General features: G+C 67.3%; 22 protein-coding genes. 11 read left to right on the top strand and 11 right to left on the bottom strand.

What is annotated here, in order from left to right:
• Positions 1-10: 10 nt before the first annotated feature.
• The 3 genes from AC3WMR_RS14830 to AC3WMR_RS14820 form a co-directional block, all read right to left on the bottom strand.
• Positions 11-1,051: a hypothetical protein gene (locus AC3WMR_RS14830; protein WP_492264431.1), complete on the bottom strand. Its 1,041-nt coding sequence runs from the start codon at positions 1,049-1,051 to the stop codon at positions 11-13.
• A 221-nt stretch (positions 1,052-1,272) separates the two neighbouring features.
• Positions 1,273-1,986 carry an ATP-binding cassette domain-containing protein gene (locus AC3WMR_RS14825; protein ID WP_492264432.1) on the bottom strand — a complete coding sequence of 238 codons (714 nt, stop codon included), beginning with the start codon at positions 1,984-1,986 and terminating at the stop codon, positions 1,273-1,275.
• Positions 1,987-2,165: 179 nt separating this feature from the next.
• Complete coding sequence (locus tag AC3WMR_RS14820) at positions 2,166-2,624, bottom strand: MaoC family dehydratase (protein WP_492264433.1); 459 nt, start codon at positions 2,622-2,624, stop codon at positions 2,166-2,168.
• Between the two features lie 142 nt (positions 2,625-2,766).
• Here AC3WMR_RS14820 and AC3WMR_RS14815 point away from each other — a divergent pair, with 142 nt between their 5' ends.
• The 3 genes from AC3WMR_RS14815 to AC3WMR_RS14805 all read left to right on the top strand — a co-directional run bounded on the left by AC3WMR_RS14815 (position 2,767) and on the right by AC3WMR_RS14805 (position 4,799).
• Entirely contained in the window at positions 2,767-3,597 is an 831-nt protein-coding gene (locus AC3WMR_RS14815) for an AraC family transcriptional regulator (RefSeq protein WP_492264434.1), read from the top strand.
• Positions 3,598-3,653: 56 nt separating this feature from the next.
• Positions 3,654-4,061: a DUF2000 family protein gene (locus AC3WMR_RS14810; RefSeq protein WP_492264435.1), complete on the top strand. Its 408-nt coding sequence runs from the start codon at positions 3,654-3,656 to the stop codon at positions 4,059-4,061.
• Between the two features lie 63 nt (positions 4,062-4,124).
• Entirely contained in the window at positions 4,125-4,799 is a 675-nt protein-coding gene (locus AC3WMR_RS14805; protein ID WP_492264436.1) for an ankyrin repeat domain-containing protein, read from the top strand.
• 40 nt (positions 4,800-4,839) lie between these two features.
• Here the strand turns inward: AC3WMR_RS14805 and AC3WMR_RS14800 are convergent, their stop codons facing one another.
• Positions 4,840-5,289, bottom strand: a complete 450-nt coding sequence (locus AC3WMR_RS14800; RefSeq protein ID WP_492264437.1) for a response regulator — start codon at positions 5,287-5,289, stop codon at positions 4,840-4,842.
• 247 nt (positions 5,290-5,536) lie between these two features.
• Here AC3WMR_RS14800 and AC3WMR_RS14795 point away from each other — a divergent pair, with 247 nt between their 5' ends.
• The 5 genes from AC3WMR_RS14795 to AC3WMR_RS14775 all read left to right on the top strand — a co-directional run bounded on the left by AC3WMR_RS14795 (position 5,537) and on the right by AC3WMR_RS14775 (position 13,559).
• A complete protein-coding gene (locus AC3WMR_RS14795; RefSeq protein WP_492264438.1) occupies positions 5,537-8,953 on the top strand; it encodes a response regulator in 3,417 nt (1,138 codons plus the stop codon).
• Between the two features lie 15 nt (positions 8,954-8,968).
• Entirely contained in the window at positions 8,969-9,808 is an 840-nt protein-coding gene (locus AC3WMR_RS14790) for a CheR family methyltransferase (protein ID WP_492264439.1), read from the top strand.
• Positions 9,805-10,446 carry a chemotaxis protein CheB gene (locus AC3WMR_RS14785; RefSeq protein WP_492264440.1) on the top strand — a complete coding sequence of 214 codons (642 nt, stop codon included), beginning with the start codon at positions 9,805-9,807 and terminating at the stop codon, positions 10,444-10,446. Before AC3WMR_RS14790 ends, AC3WMR_RS14785 begins: the two co-directional genes overlap by 4 nt.
• Entirely contained in the window at positions 10,443-11,558 is a 1,116-nt protein-coding gene (locus tag AC3WMR_RS14780; protein ID WP_492264441.1) for a hybrid sensor histidine kinase/response regulator, read from the top strand. The genes AC3WMR_RS14785 and AC3WMR_RS14780 overlap by 4 nt, the downstream gene beginning before the upstream one ends.
• A gap of 369 nt (positions 11,559-11,927) precedes the next feature.
• On the top strand, positions 11,928-13,559 hold the full coding sequence (locus AC3WMR_RS14775) for an NRAMP family divalent metal transporter (protein WP_492264442.1): 1,632 nt from the start codon (positions 11,928-11,930) through the stop codon (positions 13,557-13,559).
• A gap of 132 nt (positions 13,560-13,691) precedes the next feature.
• On the opposite strand, the gene AC3WMR_RS14770 is transcribed toward AC3WMR_RS14775, so the two are convergent.
• Positions 13,692-13,910: a hypothetical protein gene (locus AC3WMR_RS14770; protein ID WP_492264443.1), complete on the bottom strand. Its 219-nt coding sequence runs from the start codon at positions 13,908-13,910 to the stop codon at positions 13,692-13,694.
• 51 nt (positions 13,911-13,961) lie between these two features.
• Complete coding sequence (locus AC3WMR_RS14765; protein ID WP_492264444.1) at positions 13,962-14,750, bottom strand: AraC family transcriptional regulator; 789 nt, start codon at positions 14,748-14,750, stop codon at positions 13,962-13,964.
• 185 nt (positions 14,751-14,935) lie between these two features.
• Between AC3WMR_RS14765 and AC3WMR_RS14760 the strand changes: the two genes are divergently transcribed.
• Positions 14,936-15,904: a Bug family tripartite tricarboxylate transporter substrate binding protein gene (locus tag AC3WMR_RS14760; RefSeq protein ID WP_492264445.1), complete on the top strand. Its 969-nt coding sequence runs from the start codon at positions 14,936-14,938 to the stop codon at positions 15,902-15,904.
• Complete coding sequence (locus tag AC3WMR_RS14755; protein WP_492264446.1) at positions 15,897-16,775, top strand: PhzF family phenazine biosynthesis protein; 879 nt, start codon at positions 15,897-15,899, stop codon at positions 16,773-16,775. The genes AC3WMR_RS14760 and AC3WMR_RS14755 overlap by 8 nt, the downstream gene beginning before the upstream one ends.
• Before the next feature lie 22 nt (positions 16,776-16,797).
• On the opposite strand, the gene AC3WMR_RS14750 is transcribed toward AC3WMR_RS14755, so the two are convergent.
• From AC3WMR_RS14750 to AC3WMR_RS14740, 3 genes are all read right to left on the bottom strand, one after another.
• The gene (locus tag AC3WMR_RS14750; RefSeq protein WP_492264447.1) at positions 16,798-17,139 is read right to left on the bottom strand and encodes a hypothetical protein; all 342 of its coding nucleotides are present in this window, start codon (positions 17,137-17,139) and stop codon (positions 16,798-16,800) included.
• Complete coding sequence (locus AC3WMR_RS14745) at positions 17,136-17,633, bottom strand: hypothetical protein (RefSeq protein ID WP_492264448.1); 498 nt, start codon at positions 17,631-17,633, stop codon at positions 17,136-17,138. The genes AC3WMR_RS14750 and AC3WMR_RS14745 overlap by 4 nt, the downstream gene beginning before the upstream one ends.
• Positions 17,634-17,719: 86 nt before the next feature.
• Positions 17,720-18,307 (bottom strand): TetR/AcrR family transcriptional regulator, encoded by a 588-nt coding sequence (locus AC3WMR_RS14740; RefSeq protein ID WP_492264449.1) that lies wholly within the window; start codon positions 18,305-18,307, stop codon positions 17,720-17,722.
• Between the two features lie 291 nt (positions 18,308-18,598).
• Here AC3WMR_RS14740 and AC3WMR_RS14735 point away from each other — a divergent pair, with 291 nt between their 5' ends.
• Complete coding sequence (locus AC3WMR_RS14735; RefSeq protein WP_492264450.1) at positions 18,599-21,361, top strand: autotransporter family protein; 2,763 nt, start codon at positions 18,599-18,601, stop codon at positions 21,359-21,361.
• Here AC3WMR_RS14735 and AC3WMR_RS14730 read toward each other — a convergent pair.
• Together AC3WMR_RS14730 and AC3WMR_RS14725 are read right to left on the bottom strand one after the other, a co-directional pair.
• Positions 21,358-22,467 carry a muconate/chloromuconate family cycloisomerase gene (locus AC3WMR_RS14730; RefSeq protein WP_492264451.1) on the bottom strand — a complete coding sequence of 370 codons (1,110 nt, stop codon included), beginning with the start codon at positions 22,465-22,467 and terminating at the stop codon, positions 21,358-21,360. The two genes, AC3WMR_RS14735 and AC3WMR_RS14730, sit on opposite strands and share 4 nt — an antisense overlap.
• Positions 22,464-22,772, bottom strand: a complete 309-nt coding sequence (locus AC3WMR_RS14725) for a YciI family protein (RefSeq protein WP_492264452.1) — start codon at positions 22,770-22,772, stop codon at positions 22,464-22,466. The genes AC3WMR_RS14730 and AC3WMR_RS14725 overlap by 4 nt, the downstream gene beginning before the upstream one ends.
• Positions 22,773-22,781 lie beyond the last annotated feature (9 nt).

Here is a 22,781-nt window from a genome sequence, read left to right as displayed (position 1 = left end):
ACGCGCTCATCTACTTGCGCGACAGCGGCACGCCCCACACCGGATCCTGCATGCCCTGCTTGCCCAGCGGCGTGATCTGCATGGGAATCATCCGGGACAGCATCTCGCGCTGCGGGTCACTGATGTTGGTGCGCTGAGAAAAGAGCTTTTGCGCAAAGTCCATCGGCGCCGGCCAGGTGTAGACGGTCAGGTTTTCCAGTGGGCACTCGATCATCTTGGGATCGACCGCGCGGCAGCCCGACTGCGTGTACTGGTAGCTGGGCGTCTTCATGTGCATGCGCTGGCTCAGCACCAGTTGGCCGCCCTTGAGCGTGAAGCTGGCCAGGGCCTGCTTGGGCGGAATGCGCGCTTGCACCTTGATGGCGGGAATGTCCCGGTACGCCGTGTCCTCGTAGTACCCCGCCTGCACGCCCGGCGTGGTTTCGGTGTATTGCTCTTCGCCCCAGGCCACGCACGCGCCCGAACCGCGGTGCACGGCGGTGCAGACCGTGCGTGTCTTCAGTTGAGACCCCGTGGACCCTTCATGCCAGTTGGTCTCTTTGTAGAACTCGCGGTACAGCTCGGGCGACAAATAAGCCGTGCCGTTGGCGCCACGGCCCGAACCGACCGCGCCACGCGGGGCGCCCACCTGGTCCAGCAGAGCATTGAGCTTGTAGTCGTCGCCGCCGGTCAGCAGGTACTTGCCGGGCGGCAGGATGTGCACCTCGAACGACCTGAACAGATAGGTTTCCGCCTTGTCCCGTTTCAGCGAGTTGTTCTGGAACTTGCGGCCGAACGTGATTCGCGGGTCTTTCTCGAACATCCAGACCGTGTTGCCCGTCCACTGGGTCATGGTCATGGCGTCTTTCAGGGAGGCGTGCGGCATCAGGTCGGCCACCAGTACCACGGCCATGTCGTCCTTGAGCGCCTCGTTGATCAGGTCCAGCAGCTGCCCATAGCGCGGATCGTCCATGGTGCCTTCGCCGTTGGAGTTCGGCAGGTTCACGCAGCCGGACAGGGCAAGCGTAAGCGCCAGGGCGGACAGGGCAAGGCGCGGGCGCGATGGCATCATGGTTCGGTCCTTGAAAGAAAGCTGAATGGAGCCGGCATACTACTGATTCGAGGTCGGATCGCAATAGCTCGCCTGCCTGCTGAAACAAGATCCGGCGCCTGCCACCGGGGCAGCGGCAGGGTGCATAGCCGCCGTCCAGGCCCGACACGCCAATGCGTCTGCGGCCCACACCGGGGTTCGCTCCTTCGTGGCCGTGATGGCACGCGGCCGAGAGCCGAAAATTATTGTTGCGATTGTTTCCAGTCGTGGCCCCGCCCCACGCCCAGCAACCGCCATCCGTCGGCCGTCGCCACCAATTGGTCCGTCAGGGCCAGATTATCCAGGAACGCCGTGTCATGCGAAGCGACCAGCATGGCGCCCGGATAGCGCAACAGCATCTTCTCCAGCGCTTGCAGCGACGGCAGGTCCAGATGGTTGCTGGGTTCATCCAGCAGCAATAGCTGCGGTGCCGGGTCGGCATACAGCACGCAGGCCAGCGCGGCCTTCAGGCGCTCGCCGCCGCTCAGCAGATGGGCCGGCGTCTGCGCAGCCAGATGCGCCAGGCCGTGCTGTTCCAGCGCCCGCCGCAGTTGCCGCGCGACGTCCCAGCGATCACCGACCGCATCGTAGTCTTCGGGCGCCGCGCTGCCGGCCTCGATGCGCCGCAGCGCGGCAAGCACGCGGTGCACGCCCGCCAGGTCGGCCACGGTGGCATCGTCCGCCACGGCGTCGACCTGTTGGGCCAGGTAGTGCACGCTGCCGGCCGCCACGCGGCGTCCTTGTGACGGTGTCACCTGCCCCGCCAGGATGCGGGCCAGGACGGACTTGCCCACGCCATTGCGCCCGACCAGGCCGGTATGGCGCAGGTCGAAGGTGTCGTTCAGGTCGGAAAAAAGAGAAATGCCATCCGGCAAAGCGTATGAAACGCCTTCCAGGGCGAGATGAAAATTCGCCATGCGTAGGGGGTTTCCAAAGATGCAAAGAGCTCCCCCGCGGTTGGGGGCAGTGGAGATTTGCCGTCATGACAACGGCCGCATCAATGGCGCATGGGAAGAGACCCTCGAACAAAAGAAGTGATCGTGAATTGTACCCAGTACAGGCATCACTGCAACCGTGATGCCCGTGCCATCGCAGGCTACTTGCGGCGAAAGCTCACCACCTTGCTCGTCAGCTTCTGCACTTCATCGCCGTCCTGGTTGAACGTCACGCTTTCCACCAGCACGATGCCGCGGTCCGGCTTGCTGCGCGACGGCGTGATGGAAAGAATCGTGCTTTTCACGTGCAGCGCATCGCCCGGCCGTGTCGGGCGGGCCCAGCTGATCTCAGCCCCCGCGCCGATCACGCCATCGGCCAGCGGCATGCTGTCGACCAGCAGGCGCATGGTGATGGCAACGGTATGCCAGCCGCTGGCCGCCAGCCCCTGGAACAGGGAATGGCGCGCCGCGTCCTCGTCCAGGTGGAACGGCTGCGGGTCGAATTCCGAGGCGAAGCGCCGTACCTGATCAACGTCCAGCTGATGCGTCGCACTGGTGAATGTGTCCCCCACTGACAGGTCGTCCAGATACAGCGCCGTGGGGTTGCCGGGGATTGCCATGTACCGTCTCCTTGCTTGCCTTGAGGCATGTCGCGGATGCGTGCCGCCTCGATTATTCAAGTAATCTACCCGGCGAACAAGCCGCCGGGCAGCCACGGCGCTCATGCGCGCCAAGACTGCTTTCGGGCAGGGAATTTCCGTTATGACGACTCAAGACGACTGGATCCGGGTACGGCGCGATGCCGCGACGGGCATCGAGGTGGTGCATGCCCATTTTCGCGGGCACGCCTACGATCCGCACGACCACGATGAAATGCTGGTGGGCGTGACGCTGCAGGGCGTGCAGCAGTTCCAGTGCGCCAGGCGCATCGTCACCAGCACGGTGGGCAATGCCATGCTGATCGAACCCGGCGCCGTCCACGACGGCCATGCCGGCAGCGAGCAGGGGTTCACGTATTCGATGCTGTACCTGCCCCTGGCCTGGGTCGATGCCGCGATGCAGCGGCGCGAACGCAAACCCGGCCGCCAGGCTTTCTCGATGTTTCGCGCGTCGCTGTCCAACGAGCCCGCGCTGATCAACGCCATCGTCGCGGCCCTGCACAGTTTCGAGCCGGACGACCCGCGCCTGGCGCGCGACGAGGCCCTGGATGCCCTCATCGAGCATTTGGCCGGCGACCACGAACGCCTGCTCATCGCCCCGGCCCGCCCCTCGCCTACCCGCGCGCGCCGAGCCCAGGAATACATCGATGCCCACATGGCGCTTGATCTCAGCATGGACCAGGTGGCCGAGCATTCCGGCATGGACCGCTACGCCCTGGCCCGCCAGTTCCGCCGCGAATTCGGCTTGGCGCCCCACGCCTACCTGGTGAACGCCCGGCTGCGGCGGGCGCGTGCGCTGCTGGCCCGCGGCATCGCCCCAGCCGAGGTCGCCGCCCAGGTCGGCTTTGCCGACCAGAGCCACCTGGGCCGCTGGTTCAAGCGCGCCTACCGCATCACCCCGGCGAAGTACCGGCACAGCGCACAAACGTTCTAGACCCTCGCGGGGGCACTGCGCCACCATGGGCGCTTTTCCCCTAGCGGAGTCTTGACGTGTTTGATACCAAAGTTGCCATCATCGTCCGTAACGACCTGGCCACGTGGCAGCGCCTGAATGTGGTGGCCTTCCTGTCCACCGGCCTGGCGTCCGCCGCGCCCGAGATGCTGGGCGCGCCCTACGTGGACGCCACGGGGCACCCCTATGCCAGCATGTCGGTGCAGCCGATCCTGGTGTTCGAAGGCGACCTGGCCGGCCTGCAAGGCGCGCACCGCACGGCCCGCGAACGCGAACTCACGGTCGTGCCCTTCATCCAAGCCATGTTCGCCACGGGCCACGACGAAGCCAACCGCGAGGTCTTCCGCGCGGAAGACGCTGCCAACATGAACCTGGTCGGCATCGCGGTGCGCGGGCCCAAGAAAGCGGTGGACAAGACGGTGAAGGGGATGGCGCTGCATCCGTGACACTGCGCGCCGTGACGGCATAATCGAGGGCACGATTCAGTCATCACAAGGAGGCTCGCCCGCATGTCCATCATCCGTTCCTGGCGCACATTCATGGCGGCTGCCCTGCTGGCGGTCGCGGAAAGCGGCGCGGCAGCGCCGGGCGACGCCGGCGTCGACCTGCTGCGGGCCGCGGCCGACGGCGACGCCGTACGGGTCAAGGCCCTGCTGGCGCAGGGTGCGCCACTGGAAGCGCGCGACGGCGAGGGCAATACGCCCCTGCTGCGCGCCACGCTGGCCAACCACGAGGCCGCGGCCACCGCGTTGATGGACGCGGGGGCCGACGTCAACGCCAAAAACCGCATGCAGGACAGCGCCTATCTGTATGCCGGCGCGCGCGGCCACAACGGCATCCTGGCGCAGACGCTGCGCCATGGCGCCGACCTGCGCAGCACCAACCGCTATGGCGGCACCGCGCTGATTCCCGCGTGCGAGCGTGGCCTGGTCGACACCGTGCGGATATTGCTGCAAGCCGGCGTCGACCCCGATCACGTCAACCGGCTGGGTTGGACCGGGCTGCTGGAAGCCATCATCCTGAGCGACGGCGGGCCGGATCACCAGGCCGTGGTGGCGCAGTTGCTCAAGGCCGGGGCCAACGTGAACCTGGCCGATGGCGATGGACGCAGCCCGTTATGGCATGCCCGCCAGCGCGGGCAGGACGCGATCGCCAGGCAGCTGGAAGCCGCCGGCGCTCGCTGAGCGCCGTGAAGAAAAGTTGCAAGTTCGCCGGGCTGGCGCGCTAGGCGACCAGCACCGCGGGGCCATTGGCCGCGTGGCCGGCGGCGCTGGCCAGGATGTCCGGGCGGGCGCGATGACGCGACGGCACCACGGCTTCCGGCAGCAGGCGGCGCACGGCCGCCAGCACATCCAGCGGCTCGGCCGGCTTGCGCATGAGGGTCGCGCGATCGCCGCAGGCCGCGGCAATCTCATGTTCGGGGCGACCGCTCAGCACCAGCACTGGCGTCTCGCTGAGATAGGCGTTCTCGCGCATGGCGGTCAGCAGGGCGCCGCCATCCATGCCGGGCATCGAGAAATCGGTGATGACCAGGTCCGGACGCAGGCTCAGCATCTGCTGCAGCGCCGTCAGGCCGTCGGTATGCGTGGTGACGGCATAGCCTTCGCCGGTGAGGAATTCGCCCATGAGGGCGACGAGGGCGGGCTGGTCGTCGACCAGGAGGATTTTTTTCATGATGGTTCTGTGGCCGGCACTGCCGCGTTGGCACGTCTGGGCGTCCTGGCGGCAGGCACTAGAGATTGGTGGGGCGTGAATGGGCGAATGCTAGGTCACGCTCGTCGTTCATGTGTGTAGTAATTGTATCCGGACGAAACTATCACGTCCGTCCCCTGTATATTTCATGGGGCTGCCGATTGTTGCGACGCCGTCCCTACAATCGTTGCGCCCACCGCCCCCCTTCCCTGCCCGGTCACCCGTTCCCATGCCGAATTCGTCTCAGTCTGTCCGCCGCTATACCGTTCCCAAGACCTTGATGGTCGGATTCGTGACGGCGGCGCTGGCTACCATCGTCATCGCCTTCGTCAATGTGCGGTCGGCGGACACGCGGGTGCAGGCCGTCAACGCCATGAACCGCGTCACCGAGACGCTGCGCCAGCTCAGCCTGTTCAACTCGGCGCTCAAGGATGCCGAGGTTGGGCAACGCGGCTACCTGCTGACGGGCGACCTGACCTATCTGCAGCCGTACGTGCGGTCGCTGCCCCTGATCGATGAACGCCTGGCCTTGGTGAAAGAGGCCACGTCGACGGACTCGGCGCAGCGCCGCATCGTCAACGACATCTCGGCCATCACGCAGCAAAAGCTGAGCGAACTGCGCGAGACCGTCGAAATGCGCAAGGCTGGCGACGTCGAAGGCGCCATGGCGGTGGTGCGCACCGATGCCGGCAAGGATGCGATGGACCGGTTGCGTGACCTGGTGGGCGACCTGTACACGCGGCAGATGGGCCAATTGGAAGACGAGCGCGAAGCCTGGTCCGCGGCCGCCGCGACGTCGGCCTATTACTCGTGGGGCGGATCGCTGCTGCTGCTGGTGCTGATCCTGGCGTCGGCCGCCATGACGATCCGCGAATACCGCGCCAAGGCGCGCCAGGCCTGGGTCACCACCGGCCTGTCGGGCCTGAGCCTGAGCCTGCGGGGCGACCTGCGCCTGGACGAGATCGGCAAGCGGGCGCTGGACTTCCTGGCGCAGTACCTGGATGCCAACGTCGGCGCCGGCTACGTGGTCAACGGCAGCGGCGACGAACTGGAACTGTTCGGCGGCTACGCCCTGCCGCCCGAACGCCTGGCGCAGAAGATCCCGGCGCCGCAGGGCCTGGCGGGCCAGGTCGCCGCCTCGCGCAAGCTGATGCACGTGCGCAACGTGCCGGCGGGCCACTTCGAAATCACCTCGGCCACCGGGCGGTCCAACCCGGCCGAACTGGTGCTGGCGCCCGCCATCCAGAACGAGCGCGTGTATGCCGTGATCGAGCTGGGGTTCAACCACGCCGTGGGCGATGCCGAGCGCAACCTGCTCGAAGGCGCCTCGGAAATGCTGGCGTCCGCGATTCGCGCGGGCCTGGACCGTACCCGACTGGAATCCCTGCTGGCGGAAACGCAGCGCCAATCCGAAGAATTGCAGACCCAGCAGGAAGAACTGCGCGTCAGCAACGAAGAGCTGGAACAGCAAAGCCGTATCCTGCAAGAGTCGCAGGCGCGCATGGAGCTGCAGCAGACCGAACTTGAACAGACCAACGTCAACCTGGAATCCCAGGCCGAACAGCTGCTGCGGGTGCAAGGCGCGCTGACCGACAAGGCGCGGCTGCTCACCCAGGCCAGCCAGTACAAGAGCGAGTTCCTGGCCAACATGAGCCACGAATTGCGCACGCCGCTCAATTCCACGCTGATCCTGGCCAAGCTGCTGGCCGACAACAAGCCGGGCAACCTGAGCCCCGACCAGGTCAAGTACGCCCAGACCATCCACGCCGCGGGCAGCGACCTGCTGGCACTGATCAACGACATCCTGGACCTGTCCAAGATCGAGGCCGGCCAGGCCACCGTCGACGTCGAAGAAGTCTCCATCGCGTCCGCGCTGGAGCGGCTGCTGGACCCGCTGCGGCCCATGGCGCAGGAAAAGCGCCTGGCGCTGGAACTGGACATCGCCCCGGACGTGCCGGCCACGCTGCACACCGACCCGCAGCGCCTGGGCCAGGTGCTCAAGAACCTCTTGTCCAACGCCCTGAAATTCACCGAGCAGGGCACCGTGGCGCTGAAGGTATCGCGCGCGCCGCGCAACATGCTGTCGTTCGCGGTGCAGGACACCGGCATCGGCGTCGCGGCCGATCAGCAGGAACTGATCTTCGAGGCCTTCCGCCAGGCCGACGGCAGCACGCACCGCAAGCATGGCGGCACGGGCCTGGGCCTGTCGATCTCGCGCGACCTGGCCAAGCTGCTGGGCGGCACGCTGTCCCTGGTCAGCGCGCCCGGCAAAGGCAGCGTGTTCACGCTGCTGGTGCCGCTGCGCCTGCAGGCCACATCGCCGGTCCAGACGGCGCCGGCGCCGTTCGAGGTTGCCATGCCGAGGGCCGAGCCTGTCGTGCCGGCCGCCATGCCGACCACTGCCCAGACGGCAGCGGACACGATCCCGGCGCCCATCGCAAGTGCAGGCCCGGCTTCCGGCCGCACCATCCTCGTCATCGAGGACGACGAACGTTTCGCCGACATCCTGGGCGACCTGGCGCGCGAAATGGGCTTTGGCCACCTGGCCGCCCACACGGCCAACGACGGCCTGGCCCTGGCGGCCCAGCACCGGCCGGATGCCATCGTGCTGGACATGAACCTGCCCGATTTCTCGGGACTGGGCGTGCTGGACCAGCTCAAGCGCAATCCCAACACCCGCCACATCCCCGTGCACATCGTGTCGGTGGCCGATTACTCGCAAGAGGCCCTGGGCCGCGGCGCCGTCGGCTACGCGCTCAAGCCGGTCAAGCGCGAAGAGCTGATCCATGCGCTGCAACGCCTGGAAGCCAAGTTCACGCAGAACGTGCGGCGCGTGCTGGTGGTCGAGGACGACGACCGCCAGCGTGAAAGCGTGCGCGAGCTGCTGGCGCGCGACGGCGTGCAGATCGTACCGGCCGCCACCGCCACCGCCGCCTTGAACCTGCTGCGCGACACCACCTACGACTGCGTCGTGATGGACCTGAACCTGCCCGACATGAGCGGCTACGACCTGCTGCAGCAAATGGCCGAGCAGGACAGCGTGTCGTTCCCGCCCGTCATCGTGTACACCGGCCGCGCGCTGTCGCTCGACGAAGAGCAGCACCTGCGCCGCTTTTCCAAGTCCATCATCATCAAGGATGCGCGCTCGCCCGAGCGCCTGCTCGACGAGGTCACGCTTTTCCTGCATCAGGTCGAAGCCGACCTGCCGCCGCAGCATCGCCAGATGCTTGAGCTTGCCCGCAGCCGCGACACCGCGCTGGAAGGCCGCACGGTGCTGGTGGTGGAAGACGACGTACGCAACGTCTTCGCGCTGTCCAGCATCCTGGAACCCACCGGCCTGCACGTGGAGATCGCCCGCAATGGCCTGGAAGCCCTGTCTGCCCTGGAGCGCGCAGGCGCCAACGGCCACCGCACGATCGACCTGGTGCTGATGGACATCATGATGCCCGAGATGGATGGCTACACGGCCATGCGCGAGATCCGCACCCGGCCCGAATGGCGCCGCCTGCCGATCATTGCGCTGACCGCCAAGGCCATGAAGGACGACCAGGAAAAATGCCTGGCGGCCGGGGCCAACGACTACATCGCCAAACCGCTGGACGTGGAACGCCTGCTGTCGCTGGTGCGCGTCTGGATGCGCAAATAACGGGCGGCCACGACCATGCCTCACCGGAACCGTGCCCATATCGAAGACATCGAGCAGCGGCTGCTGCTCGATGCGATCTATCACCAGTACCACTACGATTTCCGGGCGTATGCCCAGGCCTCGCTCAAGCGGCGCCTGCGCAGCGCGTTGAGTCAGTTCGGCTGCAAGACCCTGTCGCAGCTGCAAGATCGCGTGCTGCACGAACCGGCGGTTTTCACCGGCCTGCTGCAGTTCCTGACGGTGCAGGTCAGCGACATGTTCCGTGACCCCAGCTATTTCCTGGCGCTGCGCGACGAGGTGATTCCGATCCTGCGCACCTATCCGTCGATCAAGGTGTGGGTGGCCGGCTGCAGCGCGGGCGAAGAGGTCTATTCGCTGGCCATCCTGCTGCATGAAGAAGGCCTGCTGGACCGCACGCTGATCTACGCCACCGACATCAACCCGCATGCGCTGCGCGCCGCCGAACAAGGCGTCTACGACCTGGAACGTGTGGCTGCCTTCACCGCGAACCACGCCCAGTCCGGCGGCCGCAGTTCGCTGTCCGACTACTACACCGCGCGCTACGGCCGGGTCATGTTCGACAAGGCGCTGCGCGAACACATGGTGTTCTCCGACCACAGCCTGGCCACCGACAGCGTCTTCGCCGAAGTGCACCTGGTGTCCTGCCGCAACGTGCTGATCTATTTCGAACGCGACCTGCAGAACCGCGCGCTCGGCCTGTTCCACAATGCGCTGGTGCATCGCGGTTTCATGGGCCTGGGGTCACGCGAGTCGATCCGCTTCTCGGCGCAGGCCGGGAACTTCGACGACTTCGTGCCGCAGGACCGCATCTATCGCAAGAAGGCCGGCCTGTGAGCTCGAACGCGGCCGCCCCCCTGCCCCAAGTGCCGTCCGACGGTCCTTGGGACGCGATCGTCATCGGCGGTTCGGCAGGGGCCATCGACGCCTTGAACGTCCTGCTGCCTGCGCTGCCCGCCGGCCTGCGGGCCGCGGTGATCGTCGTGCTGCACCTGCCGCGCGACCGCCGCAGCCTGCTGGTCGAGATCTTCCGCGACCGCTGCGCCCTGCCCGTGCAGGAAGCCGAAGACCAGCAGCCGCTGCTGGGGGGCCATCTGTATTTCGCGCCGCCCGACTACCACCTGCTGGTGGACACGGGTCCGCGTCTGGCGTTGTCCATCGACCCGCCGGTGTTCTTCTCGCGGCCGTCCATCGACGTGCTGTTCCATTCCGCCGCCGACTGCTATGGCCGGCGGCTGCTCGGCGTGCTGCTGTCGGGTGCCAACGAAGATGGCGCCGATGGCCTGGCCGCGATCCATGCCGTGGGCGGCCACGCACTGGTCCAGGCGCCGGCCACGGCGTTCATGCCGACCATGCCCGAGGCCGCCCTGGCGCGTACACCGGGGCTGCCCGCCCTGACGCTTGAGGAAATCGCCACGTTGTTCACGCAGTTGCCCACGCATCGGCCTGACCCCCAACCCCTTCTGACATCATGATCCTGACACCTGCCAAAACCCCGGACGCCCGTATCAAGTGCCTGCTGGTCGATGACGTGCCAGAGAACCTGATCGCGCTGGAAGCCCTGCTGGCGAGCGACCGCGTCGACGTGCTGAAGGCGCAGTCCGGCCCGCAGGCGCTGGAGCTGCTGCTGACCCATCCGGACGTGGCGCTGGCGCTGCTGGATGTGCAGATGCCCGACATGAACGGCTTCGAACTGGCCGAATTGATTCGCGGCAGCGAACGCACCCGCCACATTCCCCTGATCTTCATCACCGCGGGTTCGCGCGAGCACAACTGGCAATTCCGCGGCTACGAAAGCGGCGCGGTGGACTTCCTGTACAAGCCCATCGACCCGTACATGCTCAAGACCAAGGCCAACGTATTCTTCGAGCTACACGAACGCCGGCGCGCGCTGGCGCAGCAGCTGGAAGAGCGCACCGAGGCGCTGCGCGTGAACGAGATGTTCATGGCCGTGCTGAGCCACGACCTGCGCACGCCGCTGCAAGCCATCGTCATGGGCGCATCGCTACTGCAGCGCCAGAGCGATGACGTACGCGTGGCCCGCCTGTCGCAACGCATGCTGCAAAGCAGTGAACGCATGAGCCGCCTGATCGAAGACCTGCTCGACGTGACCCGCATCCGCCAGGCAGGCGGCCTGACGTTGGCCCCCACGCGGTTCGACCTGGAAAGCCTGGTCAATCGTACGCTGGACGAACTGCGCACCGGCTTTGCCGAGCGTCAGATCGAATCGAGCTTCAAGGGCGACCTGAGCGGCAACTGGGACGGCGAACGCCTGGCCCAGGTGCTGGCCAATTTGCTGGGCAACGCCCTGCACCACGGCACCCGCGAGGCGCCGGTGCGCGTCGACGTGGACGGTACGGCGGCGGACGAAGTGGTCGTCACCGTCAGCAATGGCGGCACCATCCCGCCCGAGCTGCTGCCGCACCTGTTCAACCCGTTTCGCAGCGGCGCGCGTCCGGCCAGCGGGCACCACGGCCTGGGCCTGGGTTTGTTCATCGCCCAGCAGATCGTGCTGTCGCACGGCGGCCGCATCAACGCCGAATCGCGCGACGACATCACCCGGTTTTGCGTGGCGCTGCCGCGCTGAGCGGCCTCTTTCCCCTCATCAATAAAAAGCCTTGACTCTAGAGTGACTCCATAGTTTGCAATCGCGCAGTCGTCGTAAAGGGCGACCCAACCTGCCTTCTTGCGCGGGTTGTGCACACCAGGAGATCTATGTCAGACGATGACAGTCGTCGATTGTCAATTTCGGCGCCATTGATTGCAGGGCTTTCAGATACTGCCTCGTGCACGGTGTTCCATCGCCGTGCGCGCGGTGGTGCGCGAGCGGAGCGTCGCGGGCAATCCCATAACCGGGAGATGCGAGCGCGATAGCCCCCCTTTTGCTGGACGAATCCCCATTTCCCTGCATGACGTGGCATTAGATGCAGCAGGTAAATGCTTGGGAATGTGATTCATGTTGAAGAAAGCGAAAGACGTCGCGGTCCTGGACGACGCGCATATCGGTGATATTCGAGGGGCCTTCGGCACCATCAAGGAAGGCGACGTCGCCCGCCGCAAGAACTGGTGGCACCGGTTCCGAACGCTGCTGGCCATTCTGGGGCCAGGCCTGATCGTAATGGTTGGCGACAACGATGCCGGGGCGTTCAGCACCTACGCACAGGCCGGCCAGAACTACGGCACGACACTGCTGTGGACACTGGCGCTGCTGATACCCGTGCTGTATGTGAACCAGGAAATGGTGCTCAGGCTGGGCGCCGTCACGGGGGTGGGCCACGCTCGCCTGATCCTGGAACGGTTCGGAAAATTCTGGGGCGCCTTCAGCGCCATCGACCTGTTTGTCCTGAATGCGTTGACCATCGTCACCGAATTCATCGGCATCACCCTGGCGCTGGATTTCCTGGGCATCCCCAAACTGCTCGGCGTGGCCGCGGCAGCGGCATTGGTCATGCTGGCGGTCAGTACCGGCGACTTCCGAAAATTCGAGCGCTTTTCGCTGGTCCTGGTTTTCGGCAGCCTCTTGCTGGTGCCCCTGCTTCTCATGGTGCATCCGCCCGCCGCGCAGATCGGACGGGACTTCCTGATTCCCGGATTGCCCGAGGGCGGCAAATTCAGCGATGTCATGCTGCTCATCATCGGCATCGTCGGCACCACCGTCGCCCCGTGGCAATTGTTCTTCCAGCAAAGCTACGTCATCGACAAGCGCGTGACGCCCCGCTTCATCTCGTATGAGCGCGCCGACCTGTGGCTGGGCATCGCGCTGGTCATCATCGGCGCGATCGCGATCATTGCCGTTTCGGCCGCGACCTTTGCCGGCAGCCCGGATTTCGGCAACTTCCAGGATGCGGGCGCGGTCGCATCGGCCATCGCTAACACGCACGGCCGCCTGGCCGGCGTGCTGTTCGCCGTCACCTTGCTCGATGCCAGCCTGATCGGCGCGGCGGCGGTCTCGCTATCCACCGCCTACGCCGTGGCCGACGTGCTGAGCCTGAAGCATTCCCTGCACCGCAAGCCCACCGACGCCAAGGCTTTCTATGCCGTCTACGGGCTGTTGATCGCGGGCGCCGCGGCGCTGGTGCTGATCCCCGGCGTGCCGCTGGGGCTGCTGACCAACGCCGTCCAGACCCTGGCGGGCGTGCTATTGCCCAGCGCCTCCGTGTTTCTCCTGCTGCTGTGCAATGACAAGGCGGTGCTGGGGCCATGGGTGAATTCGCGCATCACCAATCTCTTTACCGGTGTGATCGTGTCGGTGCTGGTAATGCTGTCCATCATTCTCACGGCCGCCGTGATGTGGCCCGACATCTCGGGGCGGGTCATCACGTGGATCCTTGCCGGCGGTTCGGCCGCAGGCGCCGTGGTCACGGTCGCCGCCCAGTTCTTCGGACAGCGGACCCGCCGCGATCGCGTCCCGGCGGACCCGGCCGTCAGCAAAGCCCTGCGCAATCACTGGCGCATGCCGCCGCTGCATCAGCTCAAACCGCTGTCCCTGTCCGCCACGCACCGCCTGTGGATGGGCGTGCTGCGCGCCTACCTGCTGGTGGCGGTGGGCATGGTGATCTACAAGGTCTTTGAGCTGGCCACCGGCTGACACGACGCGTCTTGCGTACCGGCCTCATCCGCCTGGGCGACGGCCGGCTTGTGCATGAAGCCGCCGCGGGGATCGTCCTCGTACGGGCCAAACGGCCCGCGCGGGCGGCCGCCCAGCCGGGCGTACTGGGCGTCAGGGCGCCGGCCCGTCGTCTTCGCGCCGCTCGGCCTCTTCCTGCGCCTGCACGTCTTCCAGCTTGACCCGGCTGGTGCTGCCATGGGTGGCCGCGCACTGGCCGGGATTGCCGCTGCTTTTGACGCACTCGGCGAACGCCAGCGCCGCATCCACCGTGGCGAAGTGGTACGAGTGGCCGTCGGCGAATGCGATCTTTCCTTCGACTGAACAATCCATGGTGCCTCCTGTTGATGGGAAGGCTCATCCTAGCCGTTGTCGCAGCCGAAGTCAGCCGGCTTCACATTTTGAAAATTCGACGTGGGTATCCACGGCGCGCAGCAGGCGGCCCAGGTGGCCGCTGCTGGCAAACCCCATTTCGGCGCTGACCCGCGCGGCGGGTTCGCCCAGCGCGATACGCTGGCGCGCGGCCTGCGCCACCAACGTCCGGCGCACGGCAACGGGCGGCAGGCCAAACGCATCCAGGCAGGCGCGTTGCAAGGTACGGCTGGACACCCCCAACGCCATCGCGGACTCGGCCACAGACGGCGGCGGCAGGCCGTCTTCCAGGCACTGCCGCAGGGATTGGACCCACCGGTGCGCCAGGTTCGGCGGTGGTGCGGCCAGCACCTGGACCGGGCGGCTGCTGTCGAGCTGGGCGATGAGGGCGGATATCAACGCGGGCTGCGCCTTGGCCGATAAGGCTGGCTTCCATAACGCATCCAGCATGGCCTGCGCCGCACCGTCCAGCTGCAGCACGCCCAGGGCGCGGCAGGCGCGCAGCAGGTCAGGCGACAGATAGAGCTCGCCATGCTGCTGCGCGATGCTCTGGGCGCGTGTGCTGTGCTCGACATGTGAAGGCAACAGCAGCGCCTGCCCCCGCACCAGCCGGCCCCGGCGACAGTCGCCGTCGGGATCGCGCCAGGCGCTGTCCAATGCGCCGGCGCGCGGCCACAGCAGCATGGCGCAGTCGTGCTCGTGCCAATGGAAGGCATAACGCGGCTGGCGGCTGGCGGCCATGGCAAAGCCGGTCTGGGCGATCAGGTCCAGTTTGGACGACAGCGGGAAGGGGCGCGTCATGGCGGGATGCCCGGCAAGGCAGGCAGCGGGAAGGAGCAGGTCGAACCAGTATCGACGCGCGCCTGCGTTATTGCAAGACCAGGCGCCGTTGTCGCGTTTTGGACGGCATGCTGTCGCGCCACGGTTCGCCCGCGACGCCAACGGTCCCTACGATCATGGCACCACACCACGACAAGGGGAACCTCATGCCACGCCTGTTTTCGTCCCTCCTGCTGCCCTGCCTGGCCCTCGCCCTGGCGCCTGCCGCCACCCTGGCCCAGCCCGCCTGGCCGGACAAGCCCGTCACCCTGATCGTGCCTTTCCCGGCCGGCGGCGGTACCGACCTGGTCGTGCGCACGCTGCAACCGGCGCTGACGCGACACCTGGGCCAGACGCTGGTCATCCAGAATGCGGGCGGAGCCGGGGGCACGGTGGGGTCGGGCCAGGCCGCGCGCGCCAAGCCCGACGGCTACACCGCACTGGCCGTCACTACCAGCACCATCGCGCTGAGTCCCAGCCTGTACAAGAACCTGCCGTATCGTCCTGCCCAGGACTTCGACTACATCGGCTTCATCGGCACGTCGCCCTATGTGCTGGCCGTGCATCCGTCCCTGAAGGCCACCACGCTGCCCGCTCTGGTGCAAACCCTGAAGCAGCGCGGCCGCGGCACCTACGCCTCGGTCGGCGCGGGTACGCTGTCGCATCTGCTGGGCGCGATGTTCGCCAAGGACCAGCAGGTCGACCTGACCCACGTGCCCTATCGTGGTGCGGCACCCGCCTATACGGACCTGGTCGGCGGCCAGGTCGACATCATGTTCGACAACCCCATCGGCCTGGCGCCGTTCGTGCAAAGCGGCAAGGTGGCCGCCGTGGCCATCACCCAGCCCAGCGCTATCCTGCCCGGCGTACCGACCTTCGCGGCGCAGGGCATGCCGGCCTACACGCAATCGCTCTGGTACGGCCTGGCGTTTCCCAAGGGCACACCGCCGGCCATCGTCGCGCGCATGAACCAGGCCTTGAATGCCACGCTGCAAGACCCTGCCATCGCCGCCGATCTGGCGGCCAAGGGCGTCGATGTCAAACCCGATACGCCGCAGGCCCTGACCGGCGCCGTGACCCACGACCTCGCCTTCTGGCGCGACCTCATCACCACTGTTGGAGTCCAGTTTGACTGAGCTTTCTTCCGCCCGCCCCCAGACCCCGCCCGCCGGCAAGGTGGCGCTGCTGCGCGTCTTCGTCGATCCCACCGCCGGCCAGGCCGGCGGCAACCCGGTACCGCTGGTGCTCGATGCCCGCGGCATGACGGCGGCCGACATGCAGGCGCTGGCCGCGCACCACGGCCACGAATCATCGTTCGTATTTCCCGCCGACGGGCCCGGCCCGTTGTGCCGCCTGCGCTTTTTCGTGCCCGGCCACGAAATGGAAATGTGCGGCCACGCCACCGTGGGCACGCTATGGGCGTTGCGGCAATGGGGCCGCTGGACGACACCGACTGCACAAGTGCAGACCCACAGCGGCCCTGTCGATGTGCAATGGGACGAAGCCCGCGGCTGGACCTGGATCTCGCAGCCGGCCGTCACCACCCGCGAGCTGACGCCGGCCGAGACGCGCGCCATCGCCGACGTGCTGCGCATCGACCCGGCACTGCCCGGCCTGCACGCCATCAATGCCAGCACCAGCCGCGTGAAGACGCTGGTGCGCCTGCCGGACGCGGCCGCGCTGAACGCCCTGGCGCCCGACTTCAACGCCATGCGCGCGCTGTGTGAAGCGCTGGATTCCACCGGCCTGTACCCCTATGCAGTGGCAGGCGGGGACGTCTACGCGCGGCAGTTCCCCAAGTCTTCGGGCTACCCCGAAGACGCGGCCACCGGTATCGCGGCCGCCGCCTTGTGGGGGTACCTGGACCAAGTGGGCGCGGTACCCAAGGGCCGCATCTGCACGGTGCGCCAGGGCGTGGCCATGGGCTCGCCATCGGCCATCCAGCTGCGCGCGCGTACCGATGCGCCAGGCTGCTGGCTGAGCGGCGAAACGCAGTGGATGGACTGACGACGCGGCCGGCGCGGTGGCGTCACGCGCCGTCGAATTCGTCCCCCCCATTGCGCGGCCGCGGCGGGGGCAGGCCCACCGCGTAGCGCTGGCCCTGCAGCGCCAGCACGCCCTGGATCGTGCCCAGGTCATTGGCCGCCTGGGCGCGCACCTGCAGCGCGGTCTGCGCGTCCCGCTGGGCCTGGTTCTCGGCCACGGATTGCGCATTCAACCGGTCCAGCTGGGCATGGAACGCCTGCGCGGCGTTGCGCACGCAGTGGGCCGTGTAGGATTCGCGCGTCGGCTTGACCGCGGCCGCGCGGTGCGCCGCCCACACGTCATGCATGCGCGTGGCCCCGATCGGATCGATCGCGCGGGTACTCATGCTGCCCGCCTTTGCCGCGACCGGATCCAGAACTGCTGCACGGCCGCGCCGACCAGGAACACCGCGAACCAGGCCCCCAGCGCACCGCGCACGAGCGGCGACTGCGGCCCGTCGGCCAGCGGATGCGATACCGGCAGCCGCGTCAGCGTTTCCGCAATGCCCGGCACCCACATCAGGAAGAAACTGAAGGCGAAGCCCAGCTGCGTCAGGTAGGGCTGCGCGCGCGGCAGCCATCGCACGCGAGAGACCAGCAAGGCGCCCGAGACCGCAAGCAGCGCCAGGATGCCCAGCGCATGGCCGGCGTTGAAGCCGCCGGAACTGGACAGCCCGAACGACGTGAGCACGGCCAGCAGCAGCCCGCCCAGGTAGACCTTGCCGGTGGGGGTCGCGGGATCGATGCCGCGATAGCGCACGAAGCTGTACAGGCCCACGATGGCGGGCACCAGGCTGATGAGGGTATGCGCGGCCCCCAAGGTGGAAATGGGATGTGGCATGGATAAGACTCCTGTTGGCAACCAACTAGTTGATCGGTACTGCGAAACAAAAAAACGCGCGCCTACCCGTGCGCGCCCTGCTGCATTCAGCCTGCGGCGGCCAGCTGGCCGATGGCCGCCCGCGTGATCGAGACAAAGACCTCGGGATCGCCCGACGCACGGGCGGTCAGCATCGCCCCGTGCACGGTCGACATGAACGCCTGGGCCTCGACCTGCACCGTTTCGCGCAGCCGGAACTGCCCCTGGGCCACGCCACTGTCCAGCACAGCCGCGATCCAGCCCGTCAGTTCGCCAAAATAGGCGCGAACCTCTTGCGCGACCGCCTGCGGCACCGCGGGCAGTTCCGCTGCCAGCATCGCGCAGATGCACATGGGCATCGAGCCGTCACGCAGGCATCTGGCCCAGTAATCGACGTAAGCGGTCAAGCGGGCCTGCGGGTCCGGCACATGTTGGTTCAGCGCCGCCAAGCCCGTGCGGGCCTGGTCGCGATGCAGCGCCACCACGGTCAGCACCAGGTTTTCCTTGGCGGGGAAATGGTGATGGATGCTGGGCTTGCCGATGCCCACTTTTTCGGACACGTCGGCGTAGCTGAACCCGTGATAGCCGCCGGCGGCCAGCAGCAGCCGGGTCTGCTCGACGATTTCCAGGGCGCGGGGGGATAAATCCAGACTCATGCGGGGATTTCCAGGTTCACGACGCAACCAATCTACTAGTTGGTCGGTAACGTGTCAAGTCCACCGGTGCGCAATGGCGCCCTGGCCCCGGCACGCCATTGCCAGAGAGCGGTTACATCTTTTCCCGGACGGAGCAACCCCGTATGTCACCAAGCGTGATCAGCCAGCATTTCGGGACCCGTTCTCATGCATCGTCCGCCGCATTCCCGCCTTCCCCTGCCCCGGCACCCGCGCACCATCTGCCCGCCAACCTCGGGGACAAGCATTGCTGCGGCGTTTCGCGCGCTTTCGTTGACGCCGCTGACCGCCGCGTGCGCACTTGCCGTCAGCGTGCTGGCCGCGCTGCCCGCCGACGTCCACGCGGCCGCCGGCTACGGCGGCGGCTTGGGCGGCACGGGCATTGGTTTCGGGGCGGGCGGCGGCCAAGGCGGTGGCCTCACCGGCGGCGACGGCGGCCATGGCGGCAACAATATCTTGGGCTCCTCAGTGAATCCAGGCTACCAAGCTGGGGCCGGCGGCGGCGTAGCGGGCACAGCGGCAGTCGCGGGCGGCCTGCCTGGCAACCCGGGCGATGACGGCTTGCCCGGCAAGGGCGGCCTGGGCGGGGCAGCGGGCGCGCCTTCCTTCCCGGGAGGCCTGCTGGGCGGCGGCGGCGGAGGCGGCGGCCTCACTATCGGGTCGGGCGGCGGCGGTGGCAGTGACGGCAGCAACGCCTCGACCAGTATCGGCGGGAACGGGGGATTCGCCCCCACCTCCGTGAGCAATATCGAGATCCGCAGCGGCACACTCTACGGAGCGCGCGGATTCGATGGAACCGGTTTCGGGGGAGGCGGCGGCGGCGGCGCCACAGTCGTGGGCCTGCCGGGCGTTTCATTGACGATGGACGGCAACGTCATCGTCCAGGGCGGCCAAGGCGGTAGCACCTTCTATGAATCCACGTTGGGCCTGACGTATTCCGCCTCAGGCGGAGGCGGCGGCGGCGCGGGCGTTGTAGCAGCTTCCGGCACGTTGCAGCTCTTGCGAGGAAACATCTACGGCGGCAACGGCGGCCAATCACGCATAGCAGGCGGGGCCGGCGGCGATGCGATCGTCCTGACCTCGGGCACGATCACGATAGGCGCATCGACCTCCGTTGTCGGCGGCGTCGGCGGCTCGGTCCTCTCCTCGAATGCGACGGGATTGCAGGGCGGCAACGGCGGCACCGGCATCTCGATCGGGTCCGGCACGGTCACCAATGAAGGCATTATCGCAGGCGGTGGCGGCGGCGCAGCAGGACCGGCCGACAGGCCGGGCATTGACGGGGTCGCGCTGCGGGCCGGCAGCCACACCACCGTCATCAACAAGGGCACGATTTCCAGCGGCACCGATGCCGTCATTTTCGAAGGCAACAACAACACCTTGACGCTGTGGCGCGGCGCGACCACGACGGGCAACATCCGCTTCACCGGCACGGGTAACACACTGGCGATCGGCAGCAACGCCGGCACGGGCACTGCACTGGCGCGCGTCACGGGGTCAGTGGATTTCGGCACCGGCAGCACCTTCGTCGTGCGCATGGAAAATGGCCAGGCCGACTTGCTGGCCACGACCGGCAGCGCCAATGTGTCCGGGGCAACCGTGAAGGTCGTGGCCGGTTCGGGCAGCTATGGCACCGGCACGCTCTACCCCATCCTGCAGGCGAACGGCACGCTCAACGGCACGCGCTTTGCCAGCATCACCACCAACCTGGCGTATCTGGACACGACGCTGGACTATTCGGCCAACGACGAGGCGGTGAACCTGAAATTCGCGACCAAGCAGGTGCCGCCTGTGACGCCGGACCCTGACCCCGGCACACCGCCTGCTACCGGCGGCAATCCGGTGCCCCCCGTGATCGAGCCGCCGGCCACGCGCCCCATCCGCTTCGCCGACCTGGTCTTCAGCCGCAACGGCATCGCCACCGCCAACGCGGTGAACAGCCTGCCCGTCAGCCACGAGGTCTATCGCCACGCCCTGACGCTGCCTGAAGGCGCGCCGCCGTCGTACTTCGCCGCCTTGTCCGGCGACACCCACGCCAGCGTCGCCAGCGCGTTGCAGGGCCTGGGCAGCCAGGTGCGCAATGTGCCGTTGGCACAACTGCGCGCCAACCTGGGCGCGGGCTTGCGTCCGGGCGCGCCCACGGCCGCCACCGGCATGCGCGACGCAGCCCCCGGCGCCACCACCTTGCCCACGTCCAACGCGCAGCCGGCCTGGGTGCAAGGGGTGGGCAACTGGCAGCGCCTGGGCGCCACGGCCGATACGGCTGCCGTGCGCCTGCATATGGGCGGCGTTTTCGCGGGAGGAGACGGCGCCATCGGCGGCGGCTGGCGGCTGGGCGGTGCGCTGGGCTATACCGACAGCAACCTGCGCACCGACGGCGTGGATGCCAAGACCGACATTTCCAGCTACAGCGCGATCGTCTACGGCGGCAAGGCCTTTGCGGCCGGCCCCGGCACGCTCAACCTGCTACTGGGCGCGGCCTATACCTGGCACGACATCAGCACCCAACGCCGCATCGCCGCGGGCGGGCTGGACCAGACGCTGCGCGCCGACTACGGCGCCAACACCACGCAGGTCTTCACGGAACTGGGCTGGGCGTTCAAAGCGAGCGATGCGCTCACCATGGAACCCTATGCCGGCGCGGCGTGGGCCGGCCAGCGCAGCCGGGCGTTCCGCGAAAGCGGCGGTAGCGCGGCGCTGTCGGGCGAGAGCCAGACCACCCACACCACGACCACCACCCTGGGGCTGCGGGCCCGCCATGACCTGGCGCTGGGGACAACGCAAGGCACCCTCACGGGCGGCCTGGGCTGGCGCCACGCCTTCGGCGACGTCAAACCGGTATCGCGCATGGCGTTCGATGCGGGCGACGCATTCACCGTCGCGGGTGCGCCGATTGCGCGCAACGCCGCCTTGGTCGACGTGGGCCTGGGCGCCGCCGTCGGCCGCAACGCCACGGTGGGCCTTGCCTACGCCGGCCAGTTCGGCTCGGGCAACCAGGACCACGGCGCGACGCTGTCCTGGCGCTGGGCGTTCTAGCGCGCGGCCTGCCGCCGGTAGAACTTCAACTTGTCGGTATCCAGCGTGACGCCGAAGCCCGGCAGGTCGGGCACGACCAGCGCATGGTCCTTGAACGCGATGACCGGCGAGGCGATGTCGTCGGTCAGCAGATGCGGGCCGAACAACTGCGCGCCCAGCGTCAGGTTGGGCATGGTCGAGAAGATCTGCGCATAGGCCGACGTGCCGATCTGCCCTTCGATCATCGTGCCGCCAAACAGGCGGATGCCGGCGGCCTGGGCAATGTTGGCGACCTGCTTGGTGCGCAGCATGCCGCCATGCTTGGTGACCTTCACCGAAAAGGCATCGGCGGCGTTGCGCTGCGCGATGCGCAGCGCGTCTTGCGCGGTCATCACGCCTTCGTCGGCCATGATGGGCACGGTGAAGCGTTCGGTCAGGCGGCGCATGCCTTCGACGTTGTGGCCGGGCAGCGGCTGCTCGATGATCTCGATGCCGCCGGCCTGCAGTTCGGCGATGCCCCAGGTGGCGGTGGCTTCATCCCAGCCCTGGTTGATGTCGACCCGCACCTGGGCGCGGTCGCCCAGCGCATCGCGGATGGCCAGCGCACGGTCGACGTTTTCACGCGGGTCGCCCTTGCCGATCTTGACCAGGAACAGCTTGTAGTCGCCCAGCCGCGCCTCGGCTTCGGCAATGTCTTTGTCGATGACGCCATTGCCCAGCACCCACAAGAGCGGAATGCTGTCGTGCAGCTTGCCGCCGAACAGCTGGTAGGCCGGCACGTTCATGGCGCGGGCGATGGCGTCCACGCAGGCCATCTCGATGCCGCCCTTGGCGTAGGCGTTGTTCTTGATGATCTGGTCCATGAACTGGACCAGACCTTCGAGCCGCCGGATGTCGTAGCCCACCAGGTAAGGCGCGATCACTTCGTCGATCATCGACTTGATGGCGCCCGGCGCTTCTTCGCCGTAATGCGGAATGATGGCGATCTCGCCCAGGCCTTCGACGCCGCATTCGGTGCGCAGGCGCACGATGACCTGGCTGTGGCGGTCGATCACAGCCATGGCCAGCTTGTGCGGCCGGGCCACCGGCAGATCGACGATGGTGGTGTCCAGGCTGTGCAGCTTCATTGCGCCCCCGGCAGATGGCAGACGCCGTCCACATATGCCTTGCGCCAGCGGGTGACGCGCACTTCGGCAAACAGCTCGCCCAGGAAGAACGGATCGGCGTGAATGAACGCCTGCGCCTCGGCCAGGCTGTCGGCGGTGATGATGTACACGCCGCCGCCGGCATCGCTGCCGTCATCGCGCAGCTTGGCGCCGCAGGCCAGCAGCCGGTGGGCGTGGGCTTGCAGGAATTCCAGATGCTGCGGGCGCAAGGCCTGGCGCACGGCCTGATGATCGGGCTTGTCGAACGTTTCGATGAAATAGGTCATGGTCTGTAT

The sequence above is a fragment of the Achromobacter sp. FW305-C-28 genome, assembly GCF_058783235.1.
The sequence above is the reverse complement of the archived record's forward strand: the minus strand, read 5'-3'. Positions and strand labels throughout refer to the sequence as shown.